Below are 19,478 nucleotides of genomic sequence, written 5' to 3'. Positions count from 1 at the left end.
CTCCCGAAACGTTCATCGTGCTGCGGTCAGCGCGTGCTGCGCCAAGATGAGCTGGCAGATCTCGCTGCTGCCTTCGATGACCTCCATCAGCTTCGCGTCGCGGTAGGCGCGGGCCACGACGTGCCCGTCGCGCGCGCCCGCCGAGGCCAAGACCTGCACCGCCGACGCGGCGCCCGCAACGGCCTGGCCGGAGCTCACGTGCTTGGCGAGCACTGTGGACACCACCGCGTCCGGAGAACCGGAATCCCAGCAGCGACTCGCGTGTTCGCACGCCCTCGTCGCGACCTGCTCGGCCACCAGCAGCTCGGCGAGGTGCCGGGCGACCAGCTGGTGCTCCGCCAGCGGTTTGCCGAACTGCCGTCGCGCCGCGGCGTGCCCGCTCGCCGCGGCCAGGCAAGCCCGCAGGATGCCGACGCAGCCCCAGGCCACCGACATGCGGCCGTAGGCGAGGGCCGTCGTGACCAGCAGCGCGAGGGACTGGCCGGTGCCGCCGAGGACGCTGTTGCCCGGCAACCGCACGGAATCGAAGCGGACGTCGGCGTGCCCCGCCGCGCGGCAGCCCAGCGGCTCCGCGATCCGCTCCACGTGCACGCCGGGTGCCGATGCGGGCACGACGACCGCGGCGGCGCCATCCCCGTGGCGACCGAAGACCACCAGCAGGTCGGCGTAGTGCGCGGCGGTCATCCACACCTTCTGCCCGCTCACGACGACGGAGTCGCCGTCCTGGCGGATTTCGGTGCCGATCGCGGACAGGTCGCTGCCCGCCTCCGGTTCGCTGAACCCGACCGCCGCCAGCTCCCCGCCGGTCAGTCGCGCGAGGTAGGTGCTGCGCTGGTCGGCGTCGCCGAGTCGCTGGATGGTCCACGCCGCCATGCCCTGCGAGGTCATCACGCTGCGCAGCGAGCTGCAGAGGCTGCCCGCGTAGGCGGTGAACTCCCCGCAGGTGAGGCTGTCGAGGCCGAGGCCGCCGTGCTCCACCGGAACCTGGGGGCACAGCAGGCCCCGGTCGCCGAGTTCGCGCAGCACCTCCCCCGGCAGGAGTCCCGCCACATCCCAGGAATCGGCCTGGTCGCCGACGAGCGCCGCGACCAGGGCGCGTTCGTCGGCGAGCCGCTCAGGCGCCATCGCCGGGCGCGGCCCGTTGGAGCCGGTGGACGAGGCCCGCCATGGCGTTGACGGAGCGGAAGCTGTCCATCTTCAGGTCCGGTCCGACGATCGACACGTCGAAGGTCTGCTCCAGCTGGACCACCAGTTCCATCGCGAACAGCGACGTGATCAGCCCCTCCGCGAACAGGTCCTGGTCGGGTGCCACCGACGTCCTCAGCCGCTGCTCCAGGAACGACAGCAGCTCGCGCTCGATCGCCGCGCGGGAACCCTGCTCGACCGATTGATCCGTTGTCATGAGAGCACCTCTCCGTAGTCGTAGAAGCCCTGGCCGGTCTTGCGCCCGAGGTCTCCGCTGGCCACCTTCTCCAGCAGCAGGTCGCACGGCCGGCAGCTCTGCTCGCCGGTCCGCTCGTACAGCGACGCGAGGGAATCCACGAGGTTGTCCAGGCCGATCAGGTCCGCGGTCCGCAGCGGGCCGGTCGGGTGGCCGAGACAGCCCTGCATCAAGGTGTCGACCGCGTCCACCGTGGCGGTGCCGCGCTCCACGATCCGCGCCGCCTGGTTGATCATCGGGTGCAGCAACCGGCTGGTGACGAACCCGGGGTCGTCCCGGACGACGACCGCGGTCCGGTCCAGCGCGGCCAGCAGCGACTCGACCGCCGCGACCGCCGCGTCGGAGGTGCGCGGGCCACGGACGAGTTCCACCATCTTGATCAGGTACGTCGGGTTCATGAAGTGCGTCCCGACGAGCAGCTCGGGGCACGGCAGCTCCTCGGCGAGTTCGTCTATGGGGATGCCCGATGTGTTGGACACCAGGGGTGTTCCGGGCGGGACCACCGCCGCGACCTCGGACAGCACCTTCCGCTTCACGTCGGGAAGTTCGGTGACCGCTTCCAGGACGGCGGTCGACCCTTCCGCGCCCGCGACGGACGTGCTGGTGACCAGTTCGCCGGCGGGTTGGTCGGGGAGCAGCGCGCCCAGCAGGTGGGCGTGCCGCAGCTGCCGGGCGATCCTCGCCCGCGCCTGATCCAGCGTCGGCCGGTCCACGTCGACCAGGTGCACGGGCAGCCCGTACCCGAGGGCCAGGGTCGTGATGTTCGATCCCATCACCCCCGCCCCCAGGACGGTGAGCCGGTGTTCTCCCGGACCGAATTCCACCGCATCTCCTATCGAAGTGTGGAGGCCACCCGCCGCCGACCGTCCTGTTCGGACGGTCGGATGGGCGGGAGGCTGGTTGTCGTCTCGAGTGGTTCTCGCCCGCCGGAGGCGGGCCTGAGCATCAGGACGCCTTCTTCCGGACGAGGGAAATGCCGTCCGCCATGGTCAGCATCGCGAGGTCGACCCGGTCGTCGGCGCGGATGCGCGAGTTGAGCTCGCGCAACGCGACCGTGTCCGGATCCTGGGCCGCCGGATCGACGACCCTGCCGAAGAAGACCGTGTTGTCCAGCACGATCAGCCCGCCCGGGCGCACCAGGGTGAGGGCGTCCTCGTAGTAGCTCGGGTAGTTCGCCTTGTCGGCGTCGATGAACACCAGGTCCGTCCGGTTCCCGCCGCCCTCGGCGATGAGTCCGGCGAGCGTCGTCCGCGCATCACCGACGCGGACCTCGATCCGGTCGGCGACACCGGCGCGCTTCCAGTACGGGGCCCCGATCGCCGGCCACCTGTCGGTGATGTCGCAGGTCACCAGGCGCCCGTCGGCGGGAAGCGCCCGGGCCATGCACAGCGTGCTGTAGCCGGTGAAGGTGCCGACCTCCAGCGCGGAACGGGCCCCGATCAGCCCGACCAGGAACGCCAGCAGCTGCCCTTCCTCGGGCATGACCTGCATGACCTTCCCCATCGGATAGGCCACCGTCTCCTCGCGCAGTTCGCGCAGGATCTCGTCCTCCCGCAGCGAAACCTCGCGGACGTAGGAGAGCAGTTCCGGGGAGAACCCGGTTTGATCGGCCATGTCTCCTGCAACCTCCCGCCTGATACCTGCCTCGTGCCTCCGGAGCGAGTTCCGGCTATGTCCGGCCGAGCCGGACCGGGAGCCGTTCGAGTCCTCGCATCACGACGCTGAACCGCCACTCCAGCTGCTCGGCCGGTACCGCGAGGTCGATCCGGCCGTACCTGCCCAGCAGCTTGGTGAACGCGATCTCCGCCTCCAGCCGGGCCAGCGGCGCGCCGAGGCAGTAGTGGATGCCGTGCCCGAAGGCGAGGTGGCCGCCCTCGTCCCGGCCGATGTCCAGGACGTCCGGGTCCGCGTAGCGCCGCGCGTCGTGGTTGGCGGAGTCGATGTTGAGCATCACGAACTCGCCCTCCGGGATGCGCACCCCGGCGATCTCCACGGGTTCGGTGGTGAACCGCAGCGTCGCCTGGTTGATGGGGCTGTCGTAGCGGAGGAACTCCTCGATGGCGCCGGGCAACCGGGTCGGGTCGTCGCGCAGCGCCGCGAGCTGCTCCGGGTGGGTCAGCAGCGCGAGCATGCCGTTGCCGATCAGGTTCACCGTGGTTTCGTGGCCGGCCGCCAGCAGCAGGCACGCCATCGAGACCAGCTCGTCCGCGGTCAGCCGATCACCGCCGTCGCGGGCGTGGATCAGCGCGGAGAGCATGTCCTCGCCCGGGTCCTGCTCCTTGGCCTTGATCAAGCCGTGCAGGTAGTCCGCCATCGCGCTGGACGCCTCCGTCACGACTTCCGGCGGCAGCGCCGAGACGAGCGCGTTGGACCAGGACCGGAACTCCTCCCGGTCCGCCTGCGGAACCCCCAGGAGCTCGCAGATCACCTTGATCGGCAGCGGAACCGCGAAGACCGCCAGCAGGTCGACGTGCTGCCGCCCGCCCAGGGCGTCCAGCAGCTCGTCGCAGATCTCCTCGATCCGCGGCCGCAGGCGCTCGACCGCGCGCGGGGTGAACGCCTTGTTGACCAGCCCGCGCAGCCTGCCGTGCTCCGGCGGATCGGTGTTGAGCATGTGGTGCAGGAGCGACTGCCCGAACAGGCTGTCGCTGCCGGACAACGAGTGCCGGTCCAGCATTTCGGCGACCCGGTGCGAGTCCTTCGCGAACCGCTGGTCGGCCAGCGCCGCGCGCACCTCCGCGTGGCCGGTGATCAGCCACGGCCGGAACCCCGACGACATGACCATCTGGCGAACCGGGATGTCCCTCATGACGATCCTCCTCGCACCGGCGGCCGCACCGATGGGTCGCCGGACGCCGTTGCAGCTGCCCCGAGGTCATCGGCCAGCCAGGACTCCAGCGCGGCGGCGGTCGTGGCGGCGTGGTCGTGCAGCATGGTGGCGTGATCACCGGGCACGACGACGATCTCGTCGACACCGTCCGGAGGTGCCGGGCTCTGTCCGCCCGTCGCGTCGAGGAACACCTGTTCCCGGGCTCGCAGCAACAGGGTCCGAACCGCGGCCGGCCGCGCCTCCCACTTCTCGAACAGCTGCAGGTACCGGCTCATGGCCGTGAGTTCTTCGCCGCCGACGTTCAGCGTCCGCACGAGCCGCGAGTTCGCCGCCATCAGTTCGTCGAAGACCCGGTGCGCGTACTGGAGGTCGGGGCTGTAGGCGTCCACCAGCACCAGGCGCTCCGGCGGCGAGCAGATGCTCTCCAGGTGTGCCGCCACCTCCTGCGCGACCCAGCCGCCCGAGGAGTAGCCGAGCAGCACGAACTGCTCGCCGCCCGCGCATTCCAGCACTGTCGTCGCGTGGTGCCGGACCAGCGTTGCCATGTTCTCGGGAAGCTGTTCGCCGCGGCCGAAACCGGGGTGGGGCAGCACCCAGACGTCCCGCTTGCCGCGGAACGGGGCGGCGAGGCGCACGAACTGGTGCGCGCCGGCCGGCGTGACGAACGGGGTCAGGCAGATCAGCGCGGGCCGCTCCGGTCCCCGCGCCAGGTGCAGCGGGGTGGGCCGGTTCAGCAGCTCCTCCGGGTTCCTGGCGCCGGGGCGCAGGTTCGCGGCCGCCTCCAGCATCGGCATCGCCGCCATGGCCGTGCCGTTCTCGCAGGCCTGCCGGTAGAGCTCGACCATCATGTCGGCCGGACCGCTTTCGCGGGAGCCGGTCAGCGCCGTGCGCAGGTACCGGGCGAGCTCGGCCGGCGTGGGGTGTTCGAAGGCCAGGCTGGTGGGCAGTTTGAGGCCGGTGGCCGCCGAGAGCCGCTTGCGCAACTGCACCGAGGTCAGCGAATCCAGGCCCAGCTCGGTGAAGCGCTGCGCCGGATCCACTTCGTCGGCCTGCGTGTAGTTGAGGACGGCGGCGATCTGGCCGCGGACCAGGCCCAGGAGCGCTTCTTCCTGCTGCTCCTCGGGAAGTCCGGACACCTCGTCCACAAGCGACGACGCGTCCGCGGGCTCGTCGCCCCGGCTCAGCCGCCGCACGTCCGGTAGGTCCGCGAGCAGCGGACTCGGGCGGGATTCGGTGAATTCGGGGAAGAACCGCGTCCAGTCGACCGGCGACACGATCAGCGACGTCTCCTCGTGCTCCACCGCCTGGCGAAGCGCGTCGACCACCAACTCCACGGGAATCGCCGAGTCGGCTCCGCGGTCCAGCGCCACCGCGGTCGCGACCGCTCCGCGCGCGCGGCGTCGCCGGGCCAGCCCGTCGAAGAACGCTCCGGTTCGGGCCTGCCCCGCGCTGCCCCAGACCGCACCGGCCGAGGACAGCAGCACGAAAGCGTCCAGTTCCCGGTCCGCGAGCAGTTCGTCGAGGTTGGTGGCGGCCGCCAGGCCGTCGGCCGGGCCCGGGCAGAACTGCTCCGCTCCGGCGTTCTGGGGCGCGACGTGGATCAATGCGGTGAGCTCCCGGCCGATCCCCGCCAGCAGCCGGGAAAGCGCCTCCCGGTCGCTCGTGTCGCATTCGACGATGCTCACCCGGTCGCCGGCGGCCAGCTCCCCGGGTTCCGGGTCCCCGGGCCGGCATTGCAGCACGAGGTGCTCGACGCCGGATTCGGCCAGCCTCTTCACCAGGCTTTCCCCGATGTCGTCGCCGATCGCGCCGGTGACCAGCACCGTGCCGCGCGGCTGCCAGGTGCGCTTCGGCTGGGCGTCGGCCAGCGGGGCGCGAACGAGGCGGCAGCCGAACACGCCCGATGCCCGCACCGCGACCTGGTCTTCGGTCCGTCCCGCGAGGACGCCTGCGAGGCGCCGCATCGCGAACTCGTCCGCTGCTTCGGGAAGGTCGATCAGCCCGCCCCACCGTGCGGGGTGTTCCTGCGCGACTGCGCGGCCGAAGCCCCACAGCTCGGCTTGCGCCGGGTCGGGCGGCGCGTCGGTCGGCGAAGTCGATACGGCTCCGCTGGTCGCGCACCACAGCGGCGCCTGGACGTCGAGTTCACCCAACGCGCTCACGAGGCCGATCGAGGCGACCAGGCCGGCGGGCCGCGCCGGGTGTGGTCCGGATGCGAGCCCCAGCAGCGAGAGTACGCCCGCCGGTGGTTCGTCGATTGCCGCGCACAACCGCTCCAACGCGACGCCGTGGTCCGCGTCGGCGGGCAACTCCACCTCGCGCACCGTCGCGCCGTGCACGCTGAGGGCCTGTGCCGATGCGGCCGTCCAGGCGTCGTCGAGTCCGGCCGGAACGGCGAGGAGCCAAGTCCCGTCGAGCTGTGGCGCGGTGGCTTCCGGGACCCGGGCGAAACCGGTCCGGTACCGCCAGTTGTCCAGTGTGGACTTCTCCCGGCGCTTCCGCCGCCAGGCGGACAGCAGCGGGATGGCCGGTTCGAGCGCAGTGGCATCGCCGCCCAGCTCGGCCGCCAACCCGGGGAGGTCCGCTTTCTCCACCAGATCCCAGAACCCGGCGTCCTCCGAGCGCGATCCGGTCGCTCCCCGGGGGACGTACTCCATCCAGTACCGCTTGCGCTGGAACGGGTAGGTCGGCAGGTCGACCGTCCGGGAGGCGCCGTCGCCGAAGGCGGGTTCCCAGTCCACGTGCACGCCGTTGACGTGCATCTGGGCCGCGGCGAGGAAGAACCGGTCCAGGTCACCGTCGTCGCGGTGCAGGGTGTCGCCCACCACCACTTCGGCCTCCGCCGCATCGGCGATCGCCTGGACCATTTCGGCGAGCAGCGGGTGCGGGCTGATCTCGACGAACGCCTCGTGCCCGCGGGCGAGCAGGCTGCGCACGGCCGGTTCGAAGCGGACCGTCTGGCGCGCGTTGCGGTACCAGTAGTCGGCGTCCAGCTCGGTGGTGTCCAGCACATCGCCGGTCACGGTGGAGAAGAACGGGATCTGCCCCTGCGCCGGGGAAATCCCGTCGAACGCGGCCAGCAGGTCGTCGCGCAGCGCCTCCACCTGGGCCGAGTGCCCGGCTCCGGTGGCCGCCCGGATCTTGCGGGCGCGCACGCCCGCGGCCTTCAGCTCTTCCAGCAGTTCGTCGATCGCGTCCAGGTCGCCGGAGACGGTGAGCGCGGTCGGCCCGTTCTCCGCGGCTACGGACAACCGGTCGCCGTACTTCGCCAGCCGCTGGCGCAGTTCCCCGACCGGCATCGCGATGGCGGCCATGGTTCCCCTGCGGTGCAACGGCATCAGTGCTTCGCATCGCTTCGCGATGAGCTTGGCCGAGTCCGCCAGCGTCAGCGCCCCGGCGATGTGGGCGGCGGCGACCTCGCCTTGCGAGTGACCGAGCACGGCGGCGGGCTGCACCCCGTAGGACTGCCACAGGCGCGTGAGCGCCACCATCACCGAGAACAGCACCGGCTGGACCACCTCGCCGCGGTCCAGCGACGGAGCTCCCGGCAGTCGGCGCAGCACGTCCACGACCGACCAGCCCACCAGCGGCGCGAACGCGTCCGCGCATTCCTGCAGCGCCGCCGCGAACACCGGGGACGAGTCCAGCAGCGTCACGCCCATTCCCGCCCACTGCCCGCCCTGCCCCGGGTACACGAACACCGGCGCGCCGATGTGCTGCCGGGCGACGCCCACCACGACCTGCGTGGAGTGCTCATCGCGCTCGGCAGCGGCCAGACCGGCGAGCAGCCGTTCGCGGTCCCGGCCGACCACCACGGCGCGATGCGACAGCGCCGCCCGTGATCGGAACAACGACCGCCCCAGGTCCTCGCTGCTCGTGCCGGGGGCCGACGCCGCGAACCTCCGCAGGTTTCCGGCCTGTGCGCGCAATGCGGGCGTGCCCTTGCCGGACAGCAACCACGGCACCGCCGGAACAGCTGCGGGTTCCGGCGTACCGGTCTCGGCCTGGGCCTGTTCCAGGATCACGTGGGCGTTGGTGCCGGCTCCGCCGATGGACGAGACCGCTGCGCGCCGTGGGCGGCCCGTCTCCGGCCACTCCCGCTCGTCCACCAGCAAGCGCAACGCACCCGAAGACCAGTCCACATGAGACGATGGCTCGTCCACGTGCAACGTCTTCGGCAGGAAACCACGTTCCAGGGCCATGACCATCTTGATCACACCGGCCACGCCCGAAGCGGCCTGCGTGTGCGCGATGTTCGACTTCACCGACCCCAACCACAACGGCCGTTCCGGCGAGTGCCCTTCGCCGTAGGTCGCCAGCAACGCACCTGCCTCGATCGGATCTCCCAACCGGGTCCCGGTCCCGTGCGCCTCCACCGCATCCACATCCGACGCCGACAAACCCGCGTTCGCCAATGCCGCACGAATCACCCGCTCCTGCGACGGACCGTTCGGCGCCGTCAAACCGTTGGTCGCGCCGTCTTGGCTCACGGCGCTGCCGCGGACGACCGCCAGCACCTTCCGGCCATGCCGCACCGCATCCGACAGGCGCTCCACCAGAACCACGCCGACGCCCTCACCCCAACCGGTGCCGTCCGCCGACTCCGCGAACGCCTTGCACCGGCCGTCCGCGGCCAGGCTCCGCTGCCGCGAACCCTCGACGAAGATCCGGGGTGAGACGATCACGGCCGCTCCCCCTGCGATGGCGAGGTCGCACTCGCCCAACCGCAACGCCTGGCACGCCTGGTGCAACGCCACCAACGACGACGAGCACGCCGTGTCCAGCGTCACCGCGGGCCCGTGCAGTCCCAGCACGTACGCCAACCGGCCGGACATGACGCTCTGCCCGTTGGCAGCCAGCAGATACCCCTCGTCCGCGTCGGGCACCCGGTCGAGGAGGCCCAGGTAGTCGTCCCCGGAAGCTCCGATGAACACGCCGGTCGACGTGCCGTGCGCCGAAGTCGGCGCGATCGAGGCCCTTTCGAACGCCTCCCAGGTGGTCTCCAGCAGCAGCCGCTGCCGCGGGTCCATCATCAGCGCCTCGCGCGGCGAGATGCCGAAGAACGCCGGGTCGAAGCCGGCGGGGTCGTCCATGAAAGCCCCGTGCCGGACGTAGGACTTGCCGAGCCGGTCGGGGTCCGGGTCGTAAAGACCCTCCAGGTCCCAACCCCGATCCACCGGAAAACCCGCCACCCCATCACGACCGCCGGCGACCAACTCCCACAAGTCCTCCGGCGACGACACGCCACCCCCGTACCGGCACGCCATCCCCACGATCGCGATCGGCTCGCGAGAACGCTCCTCCAGCTCGCGCACGCGCTTGCGGGCATCGCGCAGCGCGGCGGTGGCCCGCTTCATGTAGTCGAGGGTCTTCGCGTCTTCCGTCACGTCAGTTCCACCTATCCGGCCGCCGGGGCATCCACGAGCTCAGGGCGTGTCCAGTTCGCTGTCGAGGATGTCGAACATCTCGCCGATGTCAGCGGATTCGAGGTCGCGGACCCCATTGCCGTCCACATCGGACTCCGCAGCGGCGGCCCCCAGGCTCCGGGCCAGGTCGGCGAGGCGCGCCGCGATCGCGCGGCGCTCCTCCGGGCCGTAGGAGCCGTCGGCCAGCGCCTTCTCCAGGCCGTCGATCCCCAGCGGGGCGTTGTCGGCCGGGGCGGGGTCGTCCTTGACGAGCCTGGTGCGGAGGAAGGCCACGAGCTCGGTGGTGGTCGGGTAGTCGAACACCACCGTGGCGGGCAACCGCTGGCCGATCACGGCCCCGAGGCCGTTGCGCAGCTGCACCGCGGTCACCGAGTCCAGGCCCATGGCGAGGAACGTCTGCCCGGGGTCCACGGACTCCGGCGACGGATGCCCGAGCACCGCGGCGACCTGCGTGCGGACCGACTCCAGCAGCAGCCGGTCCTGCTCGTGCCGCGACGCGGACGCCAGCCGTTGCGGCAGCGACGCCGGTTCCTCCCCGCCGCGGGCGTCGTCCGCGGCGATGCGGCTCATCGCCTCGATCGCCTGCCGCGCCTCCGGCAGCTCGTCCAGCAGCGGGCGCCTGCGGGCCAGGGTGAAGCCGGTGACGAAGCGCTCCCAATCCATGTCCGCGATCGTCACCAGCGTGTTGTCCTCGTCGAGAGTCTGCTGCAGCGCCGTGATCAGCAGTTCCGGCGCCATGACGTGGACGCCCCAGCGCCGCAGCGTCTCGTCCGCCGCTTCCTGCATCGTCGAACCGGCTTCGGCCCACGCACCCCACGGAAGCCCGCGGCGACGCAAGGTGTCCTCAGCGGCGTCGCGGACCGCCATGCCGTCCCCGGCCCAGCCGCCCCAGGCGATCGCGGTCGCGGGCAGGCCGCGAGCTCGGCGGTGCTGCGCGAGCGCCTCCAAGTACGTGTTCGCCGCGCCGTAGCTGCCGTGGCGCCCGACGCCCCAGGTCGCGGTGATCGCGGAGAACAGGACGAACGCGTCGAGGTCCAGATCCTCGGTCAGCTCGTGCAGATGCCGCGCGCCGACGGCCTTTGCCTCCGCGATCTCCGCGAAGTCGGCAGGACTCGTGTCGGGGAGCGACTGCAACCGGCCGATTCCGGCCGCGTGCACGACCGCCGACAGCGGTCGTTCCGCCGGGATCGAGGCCAGTACTCCGCGCAGCGCCTCCCGGTCCCGCACGTCGCAGGCCACCACGGTGACCTCGGCGCCAAGCGCCTCCAGTTCGGCGACTCGCTCGGCCATGCCGGGCGCAGCCTCGCCGCGGCGGCCGAGCAGCACGAGGTGACCGGCACCGCTGCGGGCGAGCCAGCGGGCGACGTGCCCGGCCTGCACGCCGGTGCCGCCCGTGATCAGCACGGTTCCGCCCGGCCGGGGGCGCCAGGCACGAGCCCCGGTCCGCTCGCCGAGCCGGGCCCGGGCCAGGCGGCGCACGAACGCCCCCGAGTCGCGGATCGCGATGTGGTCCTCGTCGTCGGCCGCGCCCAGCACCCCGGCCAGCCGCCCGAGCACGCCGTCGTCCGGTTCCGGCGGCAGGTCGACCAATCCTCCCCACCGCTCGGGGTGTTCCAGGCCGACGACCCGGCCCAGGCCCCAGGTCAACGCCTGCAGCGGGCGGACCAGCCGATCCGAGTCACCGGTGGAGACCGCTCCCCGGGTCAGCAGCCAGAGCGGTGCGCCCACCTCCGCGTCGCCGAGGGCCTGGATGAGCGCCAGCGTCCCGGTGGTTCCCGCGGGGACACCCGGGTGCTCCGGGTCGGCGGTCTCGTCCAACGCGAGCAGCGACACCACTCCGGAAACGTCCGACGGCCGCAGCCCGGCGTCGGCAAGCGTGGTGCGGAGCCGGTCGAGCAGTTCGCCGCGCCGCATCCCGGCAGGCATCCCGAACGGCAGCACGACGGCGCCGCGGTCGGCCAGACCGTCCAGCACCGCGGTCGCCCACTTCTCGTCGGCGTCGCCTTCGGGGGTCAGCGCGAGCCACGTCCCCGACAGCCGGCGGGTCTCGAATTCGGCCGGCTGCCAAGTGATTCGATAGCGCAGGTCGTCCAGCGCCGAGGTCTCGCGGTCCCGGCGGCGCCAGGCGGCCAGCGCCGGCAGCACGTCCTGCAGCGTTCCGGTCGCCTCGACTCCCAGCGTCGCCGCCAACGCCGCGACGTCCTCGCCCTCGACCACGGTCCAGAACCGCTGCTCTGCCGATGACCCGCCGCTCACCGGCGTGGTTCCGGCCGCTGGCCGCTTGTCGGGCCAGTACCGCTGCCGCTGGAAGGGGTACGTCGGCAGGTCCACGTCGCGACGGGCCGATCCCGCGAACGGTGGCGCCCAGTCCACCGGGATGCCGACGACGAAGGCTTCGGCCATGGAGCGGTACAGGTGGCTCAGATCGCCCTTGTCGCGCTGGAGGGTGGCGGCGACGAAGACCTGATCACCCAGGTCGTCGAGGTTCTGCTCCACCGCCGCCGTCAACACGGCGTGCGGGCTGATCTCGACGAATGCGGCATGCCCCCGTTCGGCCAGCGCCTTCACGGCGTCGCCGAACCGGACCTGGCGACGCAAGTTCCGGTACCAGTAGCCGCCGTCGAGCTCCGGACCGTCGAGCCAGTCGGCTTCCACCGTGGAGAAGAAGGGGATTCGCGCGGTCGTCGGTTCCGTCGGCGCCAGGGCGCGTTCAAGTTCGTCGGCCAGGGCCTCGACGTGCTGCGAATGGGCCGTGAAGTCGACTCCGGGGACGCGCCAGCGCACCACGCGCTGCGCGGACAGCTCGCGCTCCAGCTCGGTCAGCGCGCCTTCGTCGCCGGAGACGGAGACCGACGCCGGGCCGTTGACCGCCGCGATGGCCAGGCGATCCCCCAACTGGGCGATCATGTCGCCCACCCGGTCGGCCGGCGCCATCACCGACACCATCCCGCCCTTCCCGGCGAGCCGCGCCAGCGCCTGGCTGCGCAAGGCCACCACCCGCGCGCCGTCCTCCAGCGAAAGCGCACCGGCCACGCACGCGGCGGCGACCTCGCCCTGCGAGTGCCCGACCACCGCGCCCGGCTCGACGCCGTGCGAGCGCCACACCTGCGCCAGCGACACCATCACCGACCACAGCACGGGCTGGACCACGTCGACCCGCGCCAGCGCCTCCTGGTCGTCCAGCACGTCGGCCAGGTCCCAGTCCACCCAGGGCCGCAGCGCCGCGCCGCACTTGTCCATCCATTCCGCGAAAACCGGCGAGGAATCGAGCAGTTCCCGGCCCATCCCCACCCAGTGCGACCCCTGTCCGGGGAACACGAACACCGGCGCTGTGTCGACATCACCGGCGACGCCGCGGACCACCTGGGGCGCCGACTCGCCATCGGCGAGCGCCGCCAGCCCGGCGAGCAGGTCCGCGCGTTCCGCCCCGACGACGACCGCCCGGTGCTCGAAGGTGGCCCGGTTCTTCACCAGCGCGGCACCCAGGTCCGCCAAGTCCAGCTCCGGATCCCGCTCCACCCGGTCCAGCAGCCGCGCCGCTTGCTGGCGCAGCGCGTCCTCGGTCCGCCCGGACAGCACCCACGGCACCGCGGGGAGCGCCTCGCCGGCGGCCTCCTCGGCGTGGGCAGGGGCTTGTTCCAGGATGACGTGGCTGTTGGTGCCGCTGACTCCGAACGATGACACCGCCGCGCGGCGAGGACGGCCGGTCTCCGGCCACTCCCGCTCCGCCACCAGCAACCGCACCGCACCCGACGACCAGTCCACATGGGACGTTGGCTCGTCCACGTGCAAGGTCTTCGGCAGCAAGCCGTTCTCCATGGCCATGACCATTTTGATCACACCGGCCACGCCCGAAGCGGCCTGCGTGTGCGCGATGTTCGACTTCACCGACCCCAACCACAACGGCCACTCCGGTGAGCGGCCCTCGCCGTAGGTCGCCAGCAACGCACCGGCCTCGATCGGATCTCCCAACCGAGTCCCGGTCCCGTGCGCCTCCACCGCATCCACATCCGACGCCGACAGGCCCCCGCTCGCGAGCGCCGCCCGAATCACGCGCTCCTGCGACGGACCATTCGGCGCCGTCAAGCCATTCGACGCACCGTTCTGGCTCACCGCGCTGCCGCGAACGACGGCCAGCACCTTCCGGCCATGCCGCACCGCATCCGACAAGCGCTCCACCAAGAGCACGCCGACGCCCTCACCCCAGCCCGTGCCGTCCGCCGACTCCGCGAACGCCTTGCACCGGCCGTCGACGGAAAGGACGCGCTTGCGGGAGAACTCGACGAAACCCTCGGGCGTCGAGAGCACCGATGCGCCACCGGTGATCGCGAGGTCGCACTCGCCCAGCCGCAACGCCTGGCACGCCTGGTGCAACGCCACCAACGACGACGAACACGCCGTGTCGACCGTGACCGCCGGCCCGTGCAACCCCAGCACGTACGCCAGCCGCCCGGACTTCACGCTGGCCGCGTTCCCGGTGATCACATAGCCTTCGCTACTCGCCGGGATCTCGTCGAAGGCGTACCGGTAGTCCTGGTAGTTGGTGCCGACGAACACGCCGGCGCTGGTTCCGCCGAGGCTCGTCGGGTCGATGCCGGCCCGTTCCAGCGCCTCCCAGGTCGTCTCCAGGAGCAGCCGCTGCTGCGGATCCATCACCGCGGCCTCCCGCGGCGAGATGCCGAAGAACGCGGCGTCGAATCCGGCTATGTCGTCGAGGAAAGCCCCCGCGCGGGTGTACGACTTGCCCGCGTGGTCGGGGTCCGGGTCGTAAAGACCCTCCAGGTCCCAACCCCGATCCACCGGAAAACCCGTCATCGCATCACGACCGCCGGCGACCAGCTCCCACAAGTCCTCCGGCGACGACACGCCACCCCCGTACCGGCACGCCATCCCCACGATCGCGATCGGCTCGTCCAACCGCACCTCTGCGTGCGCCGTGTCGGAGGACTCCGCTCCCGACCGGCCGGTGATGCGCTCGCGCAGGTAGCGCGCGACCGACATCGGGTTGGGGTGGTCGAAGAGCAAGGTCGGCGGCAGGGCGATTCCGGTGGACCGCGAAAGCTCCTGCCGCAGCTCCTCCCTCGCCTCCCGCTTGATCCCCATGTCCCGGAACGGCTTGCTCTCGGCGATCCGCGAGGGCAGACCGCCGCCCAGCACGGAGACCACCTGCGCTCGCACCAGGTTCAGCAGAATCCTGTCCTGGCGATCGCCGGTCTCCCCGGCCAGCAGGTCCCGCAACTCGGCCACGGCCGCCGACTGAGTGTTCACCAGATACCTTCCGATATTGGGCTCGGGGACGTTCGGTGGATCCACGGGGGGCGCACCGCCGGCACGCCGGTTCCTGCGCGCTCACCCCGAATTCGGGGAGATGCCGCGCGGAGAACCGGCCGGGCACGCGAGGATTTCCGCTGAACCGCACGACTTCCTCGCCGCTGCGGTCGTGCCTCCTCCAACGTGTGCGAGTTGCCGAGGCCGGCGAAACGGGACGCTACGCGCGGCCCGATCCGGTGCACAAGGAAGACGGCCACAAGCTGCCACAGCGCGACGGCACGACTCGCCTCCATTCGGAAAACTCATTGCTGCACAACGAAATCGGGATCACGCGGGCACACCCGATGCGCGTGCACCCGCGCTCGGTCCCGGCGCTCAGGCCGCGGCCGCGGCCGGCAGGTCGATCGTGTTCGTGCCGCGTTCCAGGGCGTTGACGAGCACGGCCATGTTCCCCATCGGGTGGGCGTTGTCGAACAGCAGCTGGTGGAGGGAGCCGATGTCCTCGAACGTTTCGCAGGTGGACAGGCACGGGTTGAGCAGGCCCGCATCGACCAGCCTGACGACGTCGCGGAACTGGCGGGCGTTCGCGCCGTGCGAACCCTGCAGCCGCTTGGAGCGCATCCACAGGTGCCGGAGGTCGATGTCGCCGTTGTAGCCGGTCGTGCCGCCGCAGATCACCACCATGCCGCCGCTGTCGCACAGGTACATGGAGGTGGGCAGGGTGTCCTGCCCGCTGTGCTCGAAGACGATCCGCGGTGACTTCCGCTCCCCGAGGATCTCCCAGATCTTCTTGCCCATGGCCCGCGCGCCCCGCAGGAACTTGGTCATGCCCTCGACGTCGTCCACCGCGGGCAGCCGGCCCCAGTGGTCGAACTCGTGCCGGTTGATGACGCCCTTCGCGCCCAGCTTGAGGCAGTACTCGCCACGGGCCTCGTCGGAGACGACCGCGATCGGGACCCCACCGGCCATCTTGACCAGCTGGATGGCCATGGAGCCCAGTCCGCCGGCCCCGCCCCAGATCAGCACCGGGTCACCGGGGTGAACCGTGTTGCCGTGCCAGCCGAAGAGCTGCCGGTAGGCGGTGGAGCCGCAGAGCATGAAGCTGGCGGACTCCTCCCACGACACGTCCTTGGGCTTCGGGTGGCACTGGTAGTCGTTCACCAAGCAGAACTGCGCGAAGGAACCGTAGTTGGTCTCGTACCCCCACGCACGACCGCTGCTGGACGTCGCCACGTCCGCGCCCAACCGGATGTCCTCGTCCTTCTCGTCGTACTGCCCGCCGGAGAGCACCACGTGGTCGCCGACCTTGACGTGCCGCACGCCCTCGCCGACCGCCCACACCACACCCGCGCCGTCGGTGCCGCCGATGTGGAAGTCCTCCGGCTGCCCGAGGCGCTGCCGCATGCCGATGACGTCCACCGGCAGGCCCAGCGCCGCCCAGACGTTGTTGTAGTTGATCCCGGCCGCCATCACGTACACCAGGACCTCGCCGGGGCCCACCCGTGGCACGTCGACGACCTCGATCTGGAACGCCTGCTTCGGCGGTCCGAACCGGTCCTGGCGGATCACCGACGCGTACATCCGCTCGGGGACCTCGCCCAGCGGCGGCACCTCACCGATCTCGTAGAGCGACTTCGTCATGGCTTTCTCCTCAATTGCCACTCGCGTCGGCCGGGGCCGACAGGTGTCGTAGTTGCTTCCTGATCTCCTCGATCACCTCGGATTGGCGCTCTGCCAGGTAGAAGTGGCCCCCGGCGAAGACCTTCGCCTCGAACGCGGCGCGCGTGTGCCTGCCCCAGGCGCGCACCTCGTCGACCGTGGTGAGCGGGTCGGCGTCGCCGACGAGGGCCGTGATCGGGCACCCCACCACCGACTCCGGATCGGCCAGGTAGGTCTCGACCGCCTGGAAGTCGCCGCGGATGGCGGGCAGCACCAGGCGGAGCATCTCGTCATCGCCCAGCAGGTCGGGGGATGTTCCGCTCAGCGACTTCAGCTCCGCGATGACGTCGTCGTCGGGTTTGAGGTGCACGTTGCGCTCGACGTGCTTCTTCGACGGCGCCCTCCGCCCGGAGAGCAGCAACGCCCGCGGGCCGTTGCGATCGCGTGCTTCCAGGCGCTGCGCCACCTCGAAGGCGAGCACCGCGCCCATGCTGTGACCGAGGTAGACCGGCGGCGGGCCCGGCAGCGCCGCCAGTTCGGTCGCGATCCGGTCGGCCAGCTCGCCGATCTCGGTGATCACCGGCTCTCGGTAGCGGTCCTGCCGCCCGGGGTACTGGATGGCCAGCACGTCGACCTCCGGCGCCAGCCGCATCGAGAGGGGCCGGAAGAACGACGCCGAGCCGCCCGCGTGCGGAAAGCAGATCAACCTGGTGGCACCGCCGGATTCCGCGTCGAAGCACCGGATCCACTTGCCACCTTCGGTCACGGCCGTGCTCATGCGTTGGTGCCTCCAGTTCGGCCATCACGGCGGACTTCGACCCACCCGCAGGGCGTGGTCGTCTTCGCGGGGATGCTGATCTCGGCGGGGTGCGGCCAACCCGCACTGCGACGCCGGCGCTGGCGCATCTCGACGCTAGGAGGAACGTGATCCGCCGCACAAGCTTGCGGCCACAAGCTGCCACGGGTTCCACCGCGCACCTGCCGACCCGCACGCGCACGGCTGTTTTCCCCGGAATCACAACGGGATTCGGCATCGACTGCCAGCCGGAGCGACCAGGGCCGCCGACGTGCCATCCACTTTGGAAGCGGGTGACAACGGCCCGGCCGCGCCCTCGGCGGCGGGGCATCCGCGGCGATGAGCGATCCTTGCGGCGCCGTGCGCTGCGCTCGTCATGACCCTCGTGGACAACACCGGGCTCAACGTGACGCTCCCGGTCATCGCGGCGGACTTCGGCGCGCCGACCGCCGATCCGCAGGGCGTGGCCGACGCCTACGTCGTCATCCCCGCGGGGCGACTCAAGGCTTCGGGGCGTGGGCCGCGGTAGGCCTGTCGGCGAGCAGCTCGCCGACGCTGCGCGGAATCACCGCCCGAATTCAACCGCCAGCAGGGTGATCAGGTATTTCCTTTTTCAATACAACTACCGCACTGCTTTCCCCATTCCGAATCACCGCGGGACACACCTTATCACAGAAACGCCGACGACGCTTCCCAATTTCATTCACACTTATTCACACCACTAGGCGACCCAACAATCCGGCAACCGTTCCACGCCTGCCCGAAACCGCGAAACTCGTGCAGGCGTCAACAAAGCCGCGAACTGTGCCAAATGGACTCCCGCGACTTGATCAACGAAAGGAATCGCATTACTACGAATGGATCTACCTTGATAGTTGATCACCATGTTGGAGTATCGTTATGCTTAGGATCTATTTCACCCCCAAAGATGTTCTCCGCATCCGCGTGACGGAGCAGCCCGATCCGATGTGGGAACTCGCGCTCAGCTTGCACGTCCTCCGCGGACACGTCACCTGGCCGACGCAACTGGCGTGGCGGGGCTGGGCGCGACACAGGTTACGCGACACGGGCTTATCCACCCGAATGCATCTTGTGTCCTCGCTGGTTCCCGTCAAGGGGAACTTCCCAGATTTCCTCACTCCGGTCACCGCCGGGCCGGACTTCGAGGCCGGCCTCGAAAGCATCCTGTCCGCCGGGCAGACCCGGCTCAGCAACGACCTTTCCGCGGCTTTCGCGCAGCAGAGCGCGCCGCCTTGGGTCCGCAAGCTGTCCGACGGCGACCGGGCCTCGCTCAACAAGCTCTGCGACACCCTCCGGGACTATTTCAACACCGCCATCCGACCGCACTGGCCGAAGGTCCACCACCAGGTCACCGAAGACCACGTGCTGCGGACACGCCACCTCACGACCGGGGGCGCCGAGAAGCTGTTCAACTCGCTCCCGGCCCCCATCAAATGGCGCTGGCCGGTCCTGGAGACGAACTACCCGGAGAACCGGACGCTGCACCTCGACGGCCGCGGCCTGACGCTGATCCCGTCGTACTTCTGCTTCGGCAACCCGATCACCTTCATCGACCCGGGACTCCCGCCCGTGCTCGTCTACCCCGCCCACAAGGCGGCGAACGGCGTGCGCCCCGGCGGTGGCAAGGAGAACGCGTCGAAGCGGCTGGCCGCCCTGCTCGGGCACACGCGCGCGCAGGTCCTGCTGGCGTTGCAGACGCCCAGTTCGACCTCCGGTCTCGCCCGGCAGATCGACGCGTCGCTGGCTTCCGCCAGCCAGCACACCACCATCCTGCGCGAGGCCGGCCTGATCACTTCGACCCGGCTGGGCAAGGCGGTCCTGCACAGCCTCACCCCGCTCGGGCGGGAACTCGTCGGCACCAACGACCAGCCCAGCGCGGTCGCGCCGGGTGATCACCGGGGAGCCGGCCGTCCGGGGCCCAGGCGGTTGCCGCACCTCGCCGATTCGGCCGGGTGAGGCGGGCGGCAGGCACGGGTCCTCTCGACGAGCGCTCCGAGTGGTGGCGCCCGCCGAACGGGCCTGGACCCGCCGAGC

11 protein-coding genes are annotated in these 19,478 nt (G+C 70.9%); 2 read left to right on the top strand and 9 right to left on the bottom strand.

What is annotated here, in order from left to right; translation table 11 throughout:
• Window positions 1-12: 12 nt before the first annotated feature.
• The 9 genes from AC07FN_RS21985 to AC07FN_RS21945 form a co-directional block, all read right to left on the bottom strand.
• Window positions 13-1,125, bottom strand: a complete 1,113-nt coding sequence (locus AC07FN_RS21985) for an acyl-CoA dehydrogenase family protein (RefSeq protein ID WP_478397272.1) — start codon at window positions 1,123-1,125, stop codon at window positions 13-15.
• Window positions 1,115-1,402: an acyl carrier protein gene (locus AC07FN_RS21980; RefSeq protein ID WP_478397271.1), complete on the bottom strand. Its 288-nt coding sequence runs from the start codon at window positions 1,400-1,402 to the stop codon at window positions 1,115-1,117. The genes AC07FN_RS21985 and AC07FN_RS21980 overlap by 11 nt, the downstream gene beginning before the upstream one ends.
• A complete protein-coding gene (locus AC07FN_RS21975; protein ID WP_478397270.1) occupies window positions 1,399-2,265 on the bottom strand; it encodes a 3-hydroxyacyl-CoA dehydrogenase family protein in 867 nt (288 codons plus the stop codon). The genes AC07FN_RS21980 and AC07FN_RS21975 overlap by 4 nt, the downstream gene beginning before the upstream one ends.
• A gap of 121 nt (window positions 2,266-2,386) precedes the next feature.
• Window positions 2,387-3,055, bottom strand: a complete 669-nt coding sequence (locus AC07FN_RS21970; RefSeq protein ID WP_478397269.1) for an O-methyltransferase — start codon at window positions 3,053-3,055, stop codon at window positions 2,387-2,389.
• Between the two features lie 55 nt (window positions 3,056-3,110).
• Window positions 3,111-4,250 (bottom strand): cytochrome P450 family protein, encoded by a 1,140-nt coding sequence (locus tag AC07FN_RS21965; RefSeq protein ID WP_478397268.1) that lies wholly within the window; start codon window positions 4,248-4,250, stop codon window positions 3,111-3,113.
• Window positions 4,247-9,658: a type I polyketide synthase gene (locus AC07FN_RS21960; RefSeq protein ID WP_478397267.1), complete on the bottom strand. Its 5,412-nt coding sequence runs from the start codon at window positions 9,656-9,658 to the stop codon at window positions 4,247-4,249. Before AC07FN_RS21960 ends, AC07FN_RS21965 begins: the two co-directional genes overlap by 4 nt.
• 39 nt (window positions 9,659-9,697) lie before the next feature.
• On the bottom strand, window positions 9,698-14,965 hold the full coding sequence (locus tag AC07FN_RS21955; RefSeq protein WP_478397266.1) for a type I polyketide synthase: 5,268 nt from the start codon (window positions 14,963-14,965) through the stop codon (window positions 9,698-9,700).
• Between the two features lie 378 nt (window positions 14,966-15,343).
• The gene (ccrA, locus tag AC07FN_RS21950) at window positions 15,344-16,609 is read right to left on the bottom strand and encodes a crotonyl-CoA carboxylase/reductase (protein ID WP_478397265.1); all 1,266 of its coding nucleotides are present in this window, start codon (window positions 16,607-16,609) and stop codon (window positions 15,344-15,346) included.
• Between the two features lie 10 nt (window positions 16,610-16,619).
• The gene (locus AC07FN_RS21945) at window positions 16,620-17,405 is read right to left on the bottom strand and encodes a thioesterase II family protein (RefSeq protein WP_478397264.1); all 786 of its coding nucleotides are present in this window, start codon (window positions 17,403-17,405) and stop codon (window positions 16,620-16,622) included.
• Between the two features lie 394 nt (window positions 17,406-17,799).
• On the opposite strand from AC07FN_RS21945, the gene AC07FN_RS21940 reads away from it, so the two are divergent.
• Both AC07FN_RS21940 and AC07FN_RS21935 read left to right on the top strand, forming a co-directional pair.
• Window positions 17,800-17,952: a hypothetical protein gene (locus tag AC07FN_RS21940; RefSeq protein WP_478397263.1), complete on the top strand. Its 153-nt coding sequence runs from the start codon at window positions 17,800-17,802 to the stop codon at window positions 17,950-17,952.
• 554 nt (window positions 17,953-18,506) lie between these two features.
• Window positions 18,507-19,400, top strand: a complete 894-nt coding sequence (locus AC07FN_RS21935; protein WP_452613079.1) for an ArsR/SmtB family transcription factor — start codon at window positions 18,507-18,509, stop codon at window positions 19,398-19,400.
• Window positions 19,401-19,478 lie beyond the last annotated feature (78 nt).

The sequence above is a fragment of the Saccharopolyspora sp. NPDC045941 genome (assembly GCF_056431445.1).
This window is presented reverse-complemented; position numbering and strand designations above follow the sequence as displayed.